This is a genomic window from Acidobacteriota bacterium, from assembly GCA_016196035.1.
GTDB lineage: Bacteria > Acidobacteriota > Blastocatellia > RBC074 > RBC074 > JACPYM01.
This window is the reverse complement of sequence record JACPYM010000114.1, coordinates 12,898-28,899: the sequence shown is the minus strand read 5'-3', so window position 1 is coordinate 28,899 and position 16,002 is coordinate 12,898. Positions and strand designations below refer to the sequence as shown.

The window sequence follows — 16,002 nt, the reverse complement described above, 5'->3', positions numbered from 1 at the left end:
GCCGGCGTGCAGGTTTGGCGGCAGACCGCTGGATGCTGAAAGGCATCCCTTCGGCATTGAACGGTCTTTCATCACGACTGCACGCTGGCAGCGGTGCGTACCCAGGTCAAAATTCAAACCGCAAGCCCAGCCGCAATGTGCGCGGTTTGACGGTGCGCGGCGGCACCATGAAATTGCCCAAACTGCTCGGATTGAAATTGACGAACTCCGCGCCGAAGCTGAAGACCGTCGCGTTGAGCGGGTTGAAAGCTTCGAGTTGCCAGGTCAGGCGGCGCTTCTCGGCCACTTGGAACTCGCGCGCGAGCCGCAGATTCAACGTGTACGTGTTCGGCCCGCGCCCCGCATTGCGCGGCAAATTGCCCGACGTGCCCAGCGTCGGCAACGTCAGCGCCTCGGCCACGCCATTCGCCAACGGCTCATTCGCGCGCCGCCATTTCAACACTTCACTATTGCCGCTGAAATTGGGCCGGTCGGTATTCACGTCATCCAAATTGCGGTCGTTGCCGCTGGAACCGAGGCTGATGTTGAAGGGCCGCGCCGAACTGAATTGCAACGTTCCCGCCAGCGTCAAGCGCGCCAGCCAGTTCGGCAATTGATAGTAACTGCTCAACACAACGCGGTGCCGCGTATCCAACGCGCTCAAGGCCCGCTCGCGCCGAAAATCACCGACCACTAGCGGCGATGAAGTGTTGAGTGTGCCGTCGTCAATCAGCTTGCTCAGCGTGTATGACGCGCGCAACGAACCGCGCTTGCTGAGGCGTTGCAGCACTTCAACACTGACGCCGTGATACGCGCTGTTGCCCAGCGCCTGCAACTCTTCGACCTGCGTCAAGGCCGGGTCGGGACGCAAATTGCGCAACGCCGCCAGCGCTGAGCGATAACTGCCCGCCGCGTTGCTGGTCGAAGGATTGTTCAAGCCGAAGAGCACAAACGAGCGGCCCGCCTCAGTGAAAGTGCGGCTGGTCGTCGTGCTCAGATCGAAGCGCACGTTGTCGGCATTGCCTGTCGTCGTGATGGGCCGCAAACCGGTTTGGGTGTTGACGCGGTTGTCGAAATCGCGCGCGGTCAGATAAGCCGCAAAATCACGAAAGCCTGCTGGCAAGCGCGCCGCATTCGCATTGATCTCGCGCCAGAGGTGCGCGCCGCGATTGAAGACGTAGCTGACCTCCAGTTTTGTCCCGCGCCGCAACTCGCGTTCGATGCCGAGCGAAGCCTGATAGCTTTCAGGGATGCGAAAGTCCTTGCCCAGCCGTCGCAAAAAGCCCGCCTCGCGCACACCCAACTGCATCACCCGCGCATCGTTGGCCGCGAGCACGGCGGGGAATCTCAATTCAGTCAACAAACGCGCCGCCGCCGCGTTGTTCGTATCCACCAGCAACGCATTCGAGGTCAGCGTGTAATCGTCCAGCGTGCGCAACAACGCGCGGTTGTAAAAGATGCCGTAGCCCGCGCGCACCGCCATCCGATGCGAGCCGCGCGGCGCCCAGGCCACGGCTAGGCGCGGCCCGATGTTGTTGCGGTCTTTCAAAATCGTCTCATTGTCCCAACGCACGCCGAATGAAAAGGTCAACTGCCGCCGCACGCGCCAATCATCCTGCGCAAACACGCCCGCGTAGGTGTTGCGCAACTCCGACGTGGTGTTGAAACGATGTTCGTAGCGCGCCGGTTTGTTCGCCAGAAAATCGCCGACCGAGGCGAAGCGGAACGTGCCGGACGCATCGCTCAGATCAACGAAGCGCGAACGAATCGCCTGCACGTCCACGCCCGCGCGCACGTTGTGGCCGCCGCGTGAATAACTGAGCGTGTCTTGCGCCTGCCAGCGCATCTCGCGCCGTTCGAGGCCGCCCGTGTTGCTGGAACCAGCCAGCAGGCTGCCAGTGCGCGTGAGCGCGTTGTCGCTGGTGTCGCCGATCACATCGCGCGGATCGTCAATGTCTATCAGCACGACGGGCTGATCACCCGGCGGCGCATCGTGCGGCAACAGGCGCGAGAACTGAAAGCGCGCGTTGTTGACCAGCCGGGGCGAGAAGATGAAATCATCGCCAAAGGCAAGGCCAACGCTGTTGCGCCCCGTCGCGCGCAAAGTGTCGAGCGTGCGCCGTTCACCGGGGAAGCCGCGTTCGTCACGATTGCGCGCCAGCGTCAGCAAACCGAACGCGCTGTGCGTGCCAGTGAAATGCGCGTCGGTGCGCCATTGCAGCGTGTGGGCGCGACGCGGCGTCGTGATGCGTTCGTCATACAAGCCCACCGCCGCGCCGTCATTGACGACGATGCTTTTGCCCGTGCGGTCTTTGGCGGTGAAGCCCAGATTCGCGCCGTTCGGTTGGGGCAACGCAAACGCCGGGTTCGCCGCGACAGGCACGAGCGCCGCGATGTCCGCGCGGTCATACACGTTGTCGTATTCGTAGGTGGCAAAGAAAAACAGCTTGTCTTTCTTAAGCGGCCCGCCAAAGCTCGCGCCCGGATTGTGATTTTGAAAGGGCAAGCGGAAGCCGCGCGCAGGATCGGCGTTGCGCCGATAGGCATTGGCATTCAAGCTCTCATCGCGGAAGTAGTAAAAGCCGCGCCCGCGCCACTGATTCGCGCCGCCGCGCAAACGCAGGTTGATGCGCCCGCCCGACGCGCGGCCATACTCCGCCGAAAATTGATTGGTGACGATCTGCACTTCTTCGACGGCGTCCATTGTCGGAACGAAGCGTTCGCGCGCGCTGCGGTCGTCGTTGTTGTCGAGACCCTCTATCGTCAGGTTGTTTGAAAACGCGGTGCCGCCGTTCAGGCTGAACATACCCGACTCTTCGGGCGTGCGGCCAAAGCTATCTTTGCGGTCGCCCTCGGCCAAATCGCGGTCGGTGAAGGCGGGCGCGCCGACGCCCGGCAGCAAGTAAATCAGATCGAAGACATTGCGCGTCTCGACGGGCAATTCGTCAACGTGCGCGCGATTGAGCGTGCCGCCGACGATGGTGCGCGTCGTGTCCACCTGCGTTTCGCCCGCCGTCGCGCTGATGGTGAGTTCCTCGGCGACCTGCGCCGGATTGAGCGCGAAGTCGCGCCGCAAGGTTTGACCCGCGCTGGTTTGAACGTCTTGGTAAACGACGGTCTGAAAACCCTGCGCGACGATGCGCAATTCATAAACACTGGGCAGCAACGCACTGAACCGGAAGCTGCCATCGGCCTTGCTGACGGCGCGGCGTTGCTGGCCGGTGTTGATTTGTTTGAGCGTGACGGCGGCGGCTGGAATTGCGCCGCCATTGGCGTCGGTGAGACGGCCTTCGATCACGGCGTGATCCAGGTCGTCAAGATGATGAGCAAAAATGGACGACGCGCAAAGCAGTAGCGCAAGAGACAACAGGCGGAGCATAAACACCTCGCTGGGTTGGTGTCGGCTGTAAACAGTCGGCTATGTGTTGAGTGCTTGATGAATGCTGAATGTGCCGGCGTCGCCATCGTCAAGCGCGGTTGCGACGGGGCGGATGATAGCGCAGTGCGTGGTCAGCGTGAAGAGCAGAAAGGAGATTACCGAACACACAGAAATAACAGAATGCACGGATCGTGACCGATTGGTTTTCGTTCCTCTTCTGTCTGTTCTGTTATTTCCGTCTGTTCCGTAATCGCTCTCTTTAACCAGCAAAAATTGCGGTTGACACTACCCCGAAGCGCACGCTAGATTCGCCTTTCATTTTCGACTCGACAATTCAACGCGTGGCGATTTCCGGCGAATTGCTCCACCCTAAAAACTGCTAAAGAGCCTGTTCTGGAGCCGCCCAAATCGAAATTGGCAACCGCCTCGCGTGAACCTAACGTGAGGCGTTTTCATTTGGAAACATCACCATGAAAAACTTTCGAGACTTTATTCAAGCCGACCGTGTGCGTGTCTTTGACGGCGCGATGGGCACGATGATTTACAGCAAGGGCGTTTACATCAACCGCAGCTATGACGAGTTGAATCTGTCCGCGCCTGACCTGATCGCCAACATCCACCGCGAATACATCAAGGCGGGCGCGGAAATCATCGAGACCAATACTTATGGCGCGTCGCGGTTGCGGCTGGCGAAACAAGGGCTGGATGACAAGCTGGCCGAGATCAATGCCGCCGCCGTCAAGCTCGCGCGCAACGCCATTGAGTCCGCCAAACAAGACGTGTTTATCGCGGGCGCGATTTCGCCCATCGGCGTGCGCATCGAACCTTACGGCCCGACTTCGGTGGACGAGGCGCGTGCTCTCTTCAAAGAGCAGGCGCAGGTGTTGCTGGAAAATGGTGTGGATTGCTTCGTGCTCGAAACCTTCCACGACTTGGCCGAGATGCGGCAAGCCATTCTGGCCGTGCGCGAACTGTGCGACCACGTCATCTTCGCGCAGATGACCATCAACGAACGCGGCGAGACGGCCTTTGGCACCGCGCCCGAAGTTTTCACCGAACGCCTGGACGCCTGGCTCGGCCCCGATGACATCATCGGCTTGAACTGTTCGGTCGGCCCGCAAACGATTTTGGAAGCCGTCGAAAAGATGCGCCCGCACACGACGCGCCGCCTGTCCGCACAACCGAACGCTGGCAATCCGCGCGACGTCGGTGGGCGGCGCATGTACATGGCCTCGCCCGATTACTTGGGTGAATACGCCAAACGCTTGATCAGCGCGGGCGTGCGCTTCGTCGGCGGTTGTTGCGGCACGACGCCCGAACACATCAAGCTGATGGTGGACGCAGCGCGCGCGCTCAGTCCAGGCCGCACCTCCATCGCCGCCGTCACGCACGAAGAGAGCGCCTCTCAAGCCGTGCCGCCCACGCCGTTTGCCGAACGTTCGCGTTGGGCGAAGAAGATCGCCAACAATGAATTCGTCACCAGCGTCGAAATCGTCCCGCCCAAAGGCTGCGATCCGTCCGCCATGCTCAAGAGCGTGCGGCTGCTCAAAGACAACGGCGTGGACGCGGTCAACGTGCCCGATGGCCCGCGCGCGCAATCGCGCATGGGCGCGCTGGCGGTGTCCTTGATCATCGAACAACAAGTCGGCCTCGAAGCCGTCACGCATTACGCCTGCCGCGATAGAAATCTGTTGGGCATGTTTTCTGACTTGCTGGGCGCGGCGGCGCTGGGCTTGCGCAACTTCCTGCTCGTCACGGGCGACCCGCCGAAGATGGGGCCGTATCCCGATGCTACGGCTGTCTTCGACATTGACGCCATCGGCCTGTGCAATCTGGTCAACCGCCTGAACCACGGCATAGACCCCGGCGGCAACTCCATCGGCGAACCGACCAAATTCGTCATCGGCGTCGGCGTCAACCCGGGCGCGCAGGATTTGGATTACGAGCTGCGCCGCTTTGAATACAAGGTCGAAGCGGGCGCCGAATACGCCATCACGCAACCGGTCTTTGACACCGATCAGCTTAAGACGTTCTTGAAACGCATCGAACACTGCCGCATCCCCATCATCCCCGGCATCTGGCCGCTGGTCAGTTTCCGCAACGCCGAGTTCCTGAACAACGAAGTCCCCGGCGTCACCGTCCCCGACAACATTCTCGAACGCATGCGCAACTGCGAGGATGGCGCGGCTGCGCTCAAAGAAGGCATCAAGATTGCACAAGAGATGCTGGCCGAAGTGCGGCCTTACGTACAGGGCGTACAAGTTTCCGCCCCGTTCGGGCGGGTGCCGTTTGCCTTGGAAGTGTTTGAGGCCTTGCGTTAAAGCTATGATGACCAAAGCGGATTTTTACATTGGGTTGGAGTTTTATCTCGCCGCTAGCAGATGGCGTCGTACTGACATCGGTACACGCGTGATCGTTGCAATTCGACTTGATCAAGAAGACGACCGCAGGCATGACGGTCCGCCTTACATCGTGGAGGAAGTTGTTTTTGATGAACTGGCTCAAGGTCGCTGCCTTCTTGAGATGCTGGGTTCGCTGAAAGCCTCCAGTGAACATTCGTTGTGTGCTTAAGAAAACAGATTGATTGCGCCACGATGAGGGTAAACCGGACGAAGAAGGCAAAGCCGTTACGCGCTTACCTGAAGCCGTGATCGAAACCAATCAGCAAAGGCTACGAAGCCAAAGACCTGGAAATCGGCCCGCGCTTTTACCTTTCGCAAGGCGTGAAGGATGTAGTGGTCTTCGATCCGTATACACTGGTGGTTCCGCACGTGCGGCGTGACGGGGCGACGCGGCAGGTGTCGCCGGTCGAGATTGGTGCGGAGGCTAATAACCGCGTCACTTGATCATGACTCAACTGCCCATCCAGCAAGGAAGACAAGCCCGTCGCCGTAGTTGGCCCAAGCGAGCTAATCAAATAGTCGGTGTAAAGGTCGAAATGTTCAGCATTGCGCGTCGCGTCAGCGACGCTTGAAACACGCGACCATTCAAGCGTCGCTGACGCGACGCGGGTTTGTGGCGCGGATACCGTGGGTTGAAAACCCACGGCTAAATTCAACCGCCGCTAACGCGGCAAAAACAATTTTCAAAACACGAGATAACTTAGTTTCTCGTGTAATGAGTTACTAAAGTGCAGAGGTCTGACCCGTGAGCGCGTGCGCGCAACTAGAGCGGTTTTCAATTGCGTTTACGGGAGTCAGTTGACGCTGGGACAGTACCGCGCGCGTGAGCAAGCGGCGCGTCAGGCTTGCACCCAGGGTTGAACTGTCAACGTGCCGCTTACTCACGCGCGCGGTACTGTCCCGCTGCGCGGGTTTCCCGTACACCGAAGTGAAAACCGATCTAAGTTTAGCAAAGTGGCGGTGAAAATCTGTCCGGGCAGCCTGACAGCACTTGACGCCAACGGGATTTGCCATCCCAATAGCAGCGGACGCTTGCATCACCCGGACGTCTCACCAAACAAGTTCATCTGACTTTGAGGGCTATTCCTGCAATGCACACCTTCCTGCGGCGCCAGTCTTTGCGCAGTTTCTGTGTGCTGTTTGTGGCAATCAGCGCGGTTGCGCAACAAACGGCCACGTACTCCCCGTCCGCCATTCAATTCAATCGCGACGTGCGCCCGATCCTGGCGGAGAAATGTTTTGTTTGCCACGGGCCGGATGCCACCGCGAAAAAGATCAGGCTGCGGCTGGATACAGAAGCCGCCGCGAAAGCGGAACTAAGTCGTGGGCGGCGCGCCATCGTGCCGGGCCAGCCGGAGCAAAGCGAACTCGTCAAACGCATCACGCACGCTAACGCGGCCATGCGCATGCCCCCGGCGGATGCAGGCCGCACGCTGACGCCCCGCGAAATCGCAACGCTGACCGAATGGACCAGGCAAGGCGCGCATTGGGAAACGCATTGGGCCTTTGTCCCGCCCATCCGCCCGGCCTTGCCCGCCGTCAAAAACAGCGCGTGGCCGAAAAATGCCATTGATTATTTTGTGCTCGCCCGGCTTGAGCGTGAGGGCGTGCAACCCGCGCCCGCAGCAGAGCGCGCGACCTTGCTGCGGCGGCTTTCTTTCGATCTGACCGGCTTGCCACCGACCGTTCCGGAACTGGATGCCTTTCTGAACGACACGGCGCCGAATGCATACGAGACGATCGTGGATCGTTTGCTAGCCTCGCCGCGATATGGCGAGCGGATGGCGTTCAAATGGCTGGATGCCGCGCGCTATGCCGACACGAACGGGTATCAAAACGATGGCGACCGCGAGATGTGGCGCTGGCGCGATTGGGTGATCGAAGCCTTCAATCAAAACATGCCGTTCGATCAATTCACCATCGAACAACTCGGCGGCGATCTGTTGCCCAACCCGACTTTGAATCAACGCCTCGCCACCGGCTTCAACCGCAATCATCGCCAGAATTCGGAAGACGGGTTGGTGCCGGAAGAATACGCAGTCGAATACGTCGTGGATCGCGTGGATACCACCTCCACCGTCTTTCTGGGCCTGACCCTGGGTTGCGCGCGTTGCCACAATCACAAGTACGATCCGTTCACGCAACAGGAGTATTACCGGCTTTACGCCTACTTCAACAGCATCCGCGAAGACGGGCGCTCGGCCTATCACAACTCGCCGCCGTTCCTGTACGCGCCGACGCGTGAGCAACAGGCGCAGGCGAAAAAATTGCAAGCACAGCTTGCGCAGGCCGAACAGAACTTACAGCAATTGACCCAACAGCACGCCGCCACGCGCCGGCATTGGGAGCGTTCATTGTCCGCTGTCAGCACGCCGCAACAATGGTTTCCGTCAGAAAACCTGTTGTTCCGTCACTCGCTAGGCGCGCAGGCGCAAGGCGAAATCCTGTTGCAAGAAAAAGCGCGCGTCACGGCGGGTTACGCGGCTATCCCAATTGCCACCGCCAACACACCGCCAGTGCTCGCGTTTCGCGCAGGCACGCCCACGCACACGACAGTGCCCGCAGGCGAAGCAACGATCTTCGACGGCCAGCTCTTTTATGAAGCCGGGCGCATCGGCAATTTTGATTACCAAGACCGCTTGGTCGAGCACCGCGATCAATTTGCCGTTTCGCTGTGGTTTTATGCCGAATCCGAAAACGCGGGCGCGTTGCTGACAAAGATGCAAGAAGTGGCAGGCGAAACGGAAAACGGCGTGCCCAAAACGCGCGGCTACGGTTTGTTCCTGCTCAATGACAAGTTGCACTGGAACGCCGTGAGCGCCTTTCCCGACGATGCCTGGCGCGTCGAAACCGCTGAGGCGATCCCCCTCAAACAATGGCACCACGTCGTCGCGCTGTTTGACGGGCGCGAAAATTACGAACGCGCGCAAATCTATCTCGACGGACGCAAACAAACGCTCAAGCCCAATCTCACGCGCATCTTTCGCACCTTTGCCGACAGCAGCGCGACCTTAAAAATCGGCGCGGGCGGCGGGCCGGAACTCCGTTTCAAAGGACAGCTCAGCGAAGTGCGTTTGTATCAGGCGCTGCCAGGCGCCGACGACATCGCTGTGCTGGCGTGTGCCGAGGCCTTGCCCAAAATTGCCGCGCTGCCAACCGCGCAACGCAGCACGGCGCAGCGGCTGAAACTGCTCAATGCCTGGCAGTCGAGTTATGCGCCTGCTGAAGTGCGGCAAGCCTATCGTCAACGCGCGGCTGCCCGGCTGGCGTTGCTGCAACACGAACGCACCTATCCGCTGGTGATGGTGATGGACGAAACCGCCGCGCCGCGTCCCGCGCACATTTTGCGACGCGGCGCTTACGACGCGCCCGGCGAAATCGTGCCGCGCGGGTTACCCGCTGCCTTGTGCGCGCCCTCGACAACGCCGCCGGCCAATCGGCTCGAATTCGCCCGCTGGCTGGTGAGCGCCGCAAACCCGCTAACGGCGCGTGTGACGGTCAATCGCTTTTGGCAAATGCTCTTTGGCACGGGCCTCGTCAAAACGATCGAAGATTTTGGCGCGCAAGGCGAACTGCCCTCGCATCCGGAATTGTTGGATTGGCTGGCGGTGGAATTGCGGATGGCGGATTGCGGATGGCGGATTGCAGACTGTAGTCAACGGCAACCGAATGCCTGGAACATTAAACGACTGCTCAAAACCATCGTGATGAGCGCAACCTATCGTCAATCATCCAAACGAGCCGAGCTTACTAATCCGCAATCATCCACACTGCAAGGCCGCAATCCGCAATCCGATGATCCTGACAATCGCCTGTTGGCGCGCGGGCCGCGTTTGCGGCTGCCGGCAGAAATGATCCGCGATCAGGCCCTCTTTGTTGCCGGGCTGCTGGTCGAAAAACAAGGTGGGCCTTCGGTGAAGCCGTATCAACCGGCGGGTCTGCTGAAGGACATGGTCTTTTCCAACATGACTGATTATGCGCAAGCCCAAGGCGCGGATTTGTGGCGGCGCAGTTTGTACACTTACTGGAAGCGCACCGTCCTCAATCCCAGTATGCAGGTCTTTGACGCCACGGCGCGCGAACAATGCACCGTCCGCGAAACGCGCACCAACACGCCCTTGCAGGCGCTGAACCTGATGAACGATGTGACCTATGTCGAAGCCGCCCGCCTGCTGGCCGAACGCATGTTGCTGGCGGGCGGCGCGACGCCGCAACAACGGTTGGCGTGGGCCTTTCGCGCCGTGACTTCGCGGCAGCCTGACGCCGATGAATTGCAGATGCTGCAAAAAAGTCTGGGTTCTCAACTCGACTATTTTCGCCAGCAACCACAGGCTGCCGAAAAGCTGTTGCTGATCGGCCAAAAGCGCAACAATGCTACGTTGAACGCGGCAGAGTTGGCGGCATACACAATGACCGCCAGCCTGCTGTTGAATCTGGACGAAGCGATCACGAAACCATAAGGAATGACGGGCCAATACCGCTGCTAATGCGCTGATTCCTGATTCCCGATTCCTGATTCCTGAACGGGGAAAATATGACCAGGTTCGGTAATCAGGAGTCAGGAACCGGGAATCAGGAATCAGGTAGGCTGGTAGCCGAGTTGAACTATGAACCCAATCGCTGATTTCAACACACAACTCACGCGGCGCGCCTTTCTCAATCGCTGCACGCTGGGCACGGCGGCGCTCGCGACTTTGTTGAACGAAAGCGGCTCGGCGCAGACCAACGCCGCAAGCCAAGTCGCGCCGCATTTCGCGCCCACGGCCAAGCGCGTGATTTATTTGTTTCAATCGGGCGCGCCCTCGCAACTTGACTTGTTCGATCCGAAACCGGGCCTGGAAAAATTGCGCGGCCAGAACCTGCCCGAATCCATTCGCCAGGGACAGCGGTTGACCGGGATGACGGCGTTTCAATCCAGCTTTCCGACCGCGCCCTCGCTGTTCAAATTCGCGCCACACGGCCAGTCGGGCGCGACCTTGAGCGAGTTGCTGCCGCACACGGCCAAGCTGGTGGACGAACTCTGTTTCATCAAATCCATGTACACCGAGCAGATCAATCACGACCCGGCGATCACAGCGGCGTTGACCGGCTTTCAACTCGCGGGCCGTCCGAGCATGGGCGCGTGGATTTCGTATGGCCTCGGCAGCGAGAACAAAGACCTGCCCGCTTTTGTCGTGATGGTGTCGCTGGGCACGGGCAACACCGGCGATCAACCGCTGTATGACCGGCTGTGGGGCAGCGGCTTTTTGCCCTCGCAGTATCAGGGCGTGAAATTTCAAAATGGCCCTGACCCCGTGCTGTTCCTGTCAAACCCGGCGGGCGTGGACGCGCAGGCGCGGCGGCGCTTTTTGGATGCTCTGGCGCAGTTGAATCAGAAAAACGCCGCGCGCGTCGGCGACCCCGAAATTCTCGCGCGCGTGGCGCAATACGAAATGGCCTATCGCATGCAAGCCAGCGTGCCCGAGCTGACCGACCTGTCAACGGAGCCGGAACGCACGTTTGAACGCTATGGTCCCGACGCGCGCAAGCCGGGCACGTATGCGGCGAATTGCATTTTGGCGCGGCGGCTGGCCAAACGCGGCGTGCGGTTCATTCAACTCTTTCATCGCGGCTGGGATCAACACAACAACTGTCCGAAGCAAATCCGCAACCAGGCGCGCGACACCGATCAGCCGACCGCCGCCTTATTGCTGGATTTGAAAGAACGCGGGATGCTCGCCGACACACTGGTCGTTTGGGGCGGGGAATTCGGGCGCACCGTGTATTCGCAGGGCACGCTGACGGCGGACAATTACGGGCGCGATCATCACCCGCGCTGCTTCACCGTCTGGCTGGCGGGCGGCGGCGTCAAACCCGGCCAGACCATCGGTGAGACGGATGATTTCAGCTACAACATCACGCGCGATCCGGTCAGCCTCTTTGATCTGAACGCCACCATCCTGCATTGCCTGGGCATTGATCACACGCGCCTGACCTATAAGTATCAGGGCCGCAACTTCCGCCTGACCGATGTGCACGGCGAAGTGTTGCGGCGGATTTTATAGAGCAAGAAAAATTTCCGTATTGAACCCGCGCAGCGGGTGACAGAATGTAGCCCAGGGTGAAGGCGCAGCCGCGACCCTGGGTAAAAAGCACGATAGATTTTAAGCCTGTGAACCGGGCGGCAGGGCGTGCGCTGTCGCCCACTTCGTGGGCTTATGCCTCAATGCGATTGCCACGCCCTGGGCTTTATGCTGTCGCCCGCGTTCGCGGGCTGATGCATAAACCCTGCTGTAATGAGAGGTGACATAGAGAATGCTCACGACAATCAAACGTGTAGCCGTCGGCCTGTTGTTGTGCGTCGCCCCCTTGCTGGCGCAATCCAACAACGCCGTCACGGCGGGTGAATTCATCGTCGAACCCGCCACCCTGCACAACCTGGGCTTTGAATGGAAGATCAGCGGCGACGACAACCGCAACGCCACTGTCGCCGTGCATTATCGTAAAGCGGGCGAAACCCAATGGCGCGAAGCAATGCCGCTCTTGCGCCTCGGCGATGAAAAAGTCTGGCGCGCGCGCGAGTTCCTTGAATACTGGACGCCGCGCCTGTTCGCGGGCAGCATCCTCGATGTTGAAGAAGCCACGACGTATGAATGCCGCTTCACGCTGAGCGACCCTGACGGCGTGAATGGCAAGGCCGCACAACAGGTTTCTGTCACGACACGCGGCACACCGAAGATTTATGCCGGCGGACGCACGCTGCACGTTTATCCGCCCGATTACGACGGCCCGAAACAAGAGCCTTCGTTCAAAGGGCTGAAAGAAGCCTATTACGGCCCCGGCCTCGGTGATTGGGACGTCGTGCATACGCGGCCTGTGCAACCGGGCGATGTGATTCTGGTGCACGCGGGCTTGTACAAAGCCGACCGGCTCGATTACGTCACTCCGTATGGGATTCCTTTTGACGGCGCGTATGTCCTCACGCGCGACGGCACGCCCGACAAACCCATCGTCATTAAAGGCGCGGGCGATGGCGAAGCGATTTTTGACGGCAATGGCTGCTTTCGCCTATTCGATGTGATGGCGGCGGATTACAACTACTTTGAGAATCTCACGATTCGCAATACAGATGTGGCGTTTTATTCCGGCCTCAAAGATGTGTTGGGAAACAGCGGCCTGGTCGTGCGCAATTGCCGCATCGAAGACGTAGGCGTCGCGCTGATGAACGAATACGGTGGCTCGAAGAATTTCTATATCGCCGACAATGTCGTGCTAGGCCGCGACGACCGCAACCGCCTCATCGGCTGGTCAAACTTCGGCAAATACAAACCGGCGCAGTTGAAATCGTATTACGCCATCAAAGTCTACGGGCAGGGGCACGTCATCTGTCACAACTACATTGCCTATTTTCACGACGGCGTATGCATCAGCACCTACGGCATCCCGCCTGAAGCGCAAGATCAGCAAGCCGTCGCGATAGACATTTACAACAACGACATTCACTTGATGGCGGATGATTTTATCGAGACCGACGGCGGCGTGCACAACATCCGCGTGGCCCGCAATCGCGGCTTCAATGCGGCGCAGCATGGCTTGAGCGGCCAACCCGTCTTCGGCGGCCCGGCCTATTTCTATCGCAACATCCTTTACAACGTGGCGCCCATCACTGTGGGAGGCGGCGCGATCAAAACCGGCGGCGCGAACCCGTCAGGCGTGCTCGTTTATCACAACACCTTCATCGCCGAAAACAGCAACGTGCGCGGCTACTCCAATTCGCACTATCGCAACAATCTGTTCATCGGCACCAATCATCCTGACAAGCCGGTGTTGGGCAGCCTGACGTATACGGCCTACACCTCGTTCGATTACAACGGCTGGCGGCTGAACGCGAGCGACAAACCGCAGATTGTTTGGCAAGCGCCTGCGGCGGGCGTGCTGCGTGATTACGCGCTGACGACAGTAGGCTCGCAAAACTTCCGCACGCTGGCTGACTTCCAACGCGCGACAGGCCAGGAGGCGCATGGCGTGCTGGTGGATTACGACATCTTCAAAAACGTGCGCCCGCCCGATCCCACGCAGCCGCACAAGGTCTATGAGATTGGCGACATGGATTTTAGTTTGAAGCCGAACGGTAAGGCGGTGGATGCCGGTTGCAGGCTGCCGAATCTGAATGATGCTTTTACGGGCAAAGCGCCGGATTTGGGCGCGCTGGAAGTGGGCCAGCCGCCACCGGTGTATGGGCCGCGACATTGATGTTTAGGGGACTCTCAACGGTTATCGAAACATTCCACCAGAAATTCACGATCCGGTTTCAGCAATCCGAATTCCAGGAAAGAAGGACGGGCCATCTGGTCAGTGTAAATGGGGCGACTGAAGCAAAATGTGCCAGGCTGTGAAGCGCAGAAGCGCTCCATCGCTCGATAGCGTTTCCCAGCTTCCGACCACCCGCGATTGAAATCTCGCCGCTGGACAAAGACGTTGATTTCCAAACCGTCCACCACCCCGCCGATAGAGTGGGCAATAAAGTGCCCCTTGTCCCACCGGTTGCCGAAACTGTCGCCAGTTTTCCCCGCCCATCCCCGCAGCCGAAAATCATCACGCCTGGTCTTTTGGGGCTGGGATTGACCGAGCACGGCAACAAGTCTGGCCTCAGAAATGGGAAGGAAGGGTGTTTGAACAATCGGCTCGCTGCTGGTGTGCCAATCGAAGATGTAATTGAACTGCTCATACTGCATCTGGGTGATATTCATTTGCCGCGGCATCATTTCCTTGTAACAGTCGCGCCAGATGTAGGGAAGTTCCTGTTTCAAGATGTCAATCAGTTCCTGTAGCGGGCAGTCGCCAACTTCATTCAGAATGTCAGCGACCAAAGCGTTGTAATCCACTCGGACCAAGCTTGAAATTTCCATTGCCCAATCAAGAAACCTCATGCGGTCACTTTACACTGAAACGCGGCTTGCTCTGATTCATTTCCTTGTCCCATTCCGCCAGCTTCACGCGCAAGGCTTTCGCTTTGTCCTGCTGTTCGTAAAACAAATTGCGCCGCTCGCCGGGGTCATGGTCGAGGTCGAAAAGCAGCAAATCCACGCTGGTCGGTTGCGTGACCAGTTTCCATTTGCCGGAGCGGATCGCCTGTTGCCGAAAGCCCGCGCGATCAATGCGCCAGCACAGCGTGCGCTCCTGCTCTGGCTGTTGGCCTTGCAATATCGGCAGCAGGTTAATGCCGTCGAGTTGGCGTTCTGGTTTGACGCCTGCGGCAGCCAGGATCGTGGCTGTCCAATCCATCGTGATGGCGGTTTGCTGCGACACTTTGCCTTTGGGCAGCGCGGCGGGCCAGCGCGCCAGTCCCGGCACGTGAATGCCGCCTTCCCACAGCGTGCCTTTGGTATTGAAATACGGCCTCACATCCGACAGTCGCTCGCCGCCGTTATCGCTGGTGAAAATGACGAGCGTATCTTTGGCGCTTCCTTGTTGATCGAGCGTATTCAGGACTTGTCCGACGGCGGCGTCCACGCTTTGCATCATGGCGATGTAATCGGCGCGCGTGCCGTCCAGCCAGGTTTCGCGCGTGCGCACGGTGTCGGGGCGATTCGGGCGCTGAAACGGCCAATGCACGGCATTGAAGGCAAGGTACAAAAAGAACGGTTGGTTTTTTTGCCGCTTGATGAAATCCACCGAACGCCGTGCGAGATGTTCGGTGAGATAGCCCGCGACTTCGGTTGGGTTTTCACCTTCATACAACACGGTTGCGCCTGGCAGGTCGCGGTGGGAATACATATCGGCATTGCCGCCCGTGATGCCGAAAAACTCGTCGAAGCCGTGCCGCGTTGGCAGAAATTCCGGCTTTGAACCGAGATGCCATTTGCCCAGCAGCGCCGTCGCATAGCCGTTGTTTTTCAGCATCCGCGCGACAGATGTTTCTTCGACGGGCAAGCCGGGGTCTTTCTCATTCGCGTTGATTGCCCATTCCAAGCCGACCCGTTGCTGATAGCGTCCGGTGATGAAGGCCGCGCGCGTCGGCGTGCAAACGGGGCCGTTGGAATAGGCTTGCGTGAACTTGATGCCTTCTTTCGCCAGCCGGTCAATGTTGGGCGTGCGAATGTCTTTGGAACCGAAGCTGCTCAAATCGGCATAACCCATGTCGTCCACGAGAATGAAGATGACGTTGGGCTTGCGCCTCGCTTGCGCGAATGAGGGTTGCGCAAAGACGGAAAGCGGCAAGACCACCAACAAGACAAAATAGGTGCGCAGGATGGTTTCCAT

8 protein-coding genes are annotated in these 16,002 nt (G+C 59.2%); 5 read left to right on the top strand and 3 right to left on the bottom strand.

Features of this window, described 5'->3' with window-relative positions:
• Positions 1-106: 106 nt before the first annotated feature.
• Positions 107-3,358, bottom strand: a complete 3,252-nt coding sequence (locus HY011_32140) for a TonB-dependent receptor (GenBank protein MBI3427597.1) — start codon at positions 3,356-3,358, stop codon at positions 107-109.
• A 470-nt stretch (positions 3,359-3,828) separates the two neighbouring features.
• Between HY011_32140 and HY011_32135 the strand changes: the two genes are divergently transcribed.
• The 5 genes from HY011_32135 to HY011_32115 all read left to right on the top strand — a co-directional run bounded on the left by HY011_32135 (position 3,829) and on the right by HY011_32115 (position 13,992).
• The gene (locus HY011_32135; GenBank protein MBI3427596.1) at positions 3,829-5,679 is read left to right on the top strand and encodes a bifunctional homocysteine S-methyltransferase/methylenetetrahydrofolate reductase; all 1,851 of its coding nucleotides are present in this window, start codon (positions 3,829-3,831) and stop codon (positions 5,677-5,679) included.
• Positions 5,680-5,683: 4 nt separating this feature from the next.
• Complete coding sequence (locus HY011_32130; protein MBI3427595.1) at positions 5,684-5,929, top strand: hypothetical protein; 246 nt, start codon at positions 5,684-5,686, stop codon at positions 5,927-5,929.
• A 922-nt stretch (positions 5,930-6,851) separates the two neighbouring features.
• Positions 6,852-10,220, top strand: a complete 3,369-nt coding sequence (locus tag HY011_32125; GenBank protein ID MBI3427594.1) for a DUF1553 domain-containing protein — start codon at positions 6,852-6,854, stop codon at positions 10,218-10,220.
• 147 nt (positions 10,221-10,367) lie between these two features.
• On the top strand, positions 10,368-11,804 hold the full coding sequence (locus tag HY011_32120) for a DUF1501 domain-containing protein (GenBank protein ID MBI3427593.1): 1,437 nt from the start codon (positions 10,368-10,370) through the stop codon (positions 11,802-11,804).
• 250 nt (positions 11,805-12,054) lie between these two features.
• On the top strand, positions 12,055-13,992 hold the full coding sequence (locus HY011_32115) for a hypothetical protein (GenBank protein MBI3427592.1): 1,938 nt from the start codon (positions 12,055-12,057) through the stop codon (positions 13,990-13,992).
• A 14-nt stretch (positions 13,993-14,006) separates the two neighbouring features.
• Here HY011_32115 and HY011_32110 read toward each other — a convergent pair whose 3' ends face one another.
• Complete coding sequence (locus HY011_32110; GenBank protein MBI3427591.1) at positions 14,007-14,669, bottom strand: hypothetical protein; 663 nt, start codon at positions 14,667-14,669, stop codon at positions 14,007-14,009.
• A 4-nt stretch (positions 14,670-14,673) separates the two neighbouring features.
• Complete coding sequence (locus HY011_32105) at positions 14,674-16,002, bottom strand: sulfatase-like hydrolase/transferase (GenBank protein ID MBI3427590.1); 1,329 nt, start codon at positions 16,000-16,002, stop codon at positions 14,674-14,676.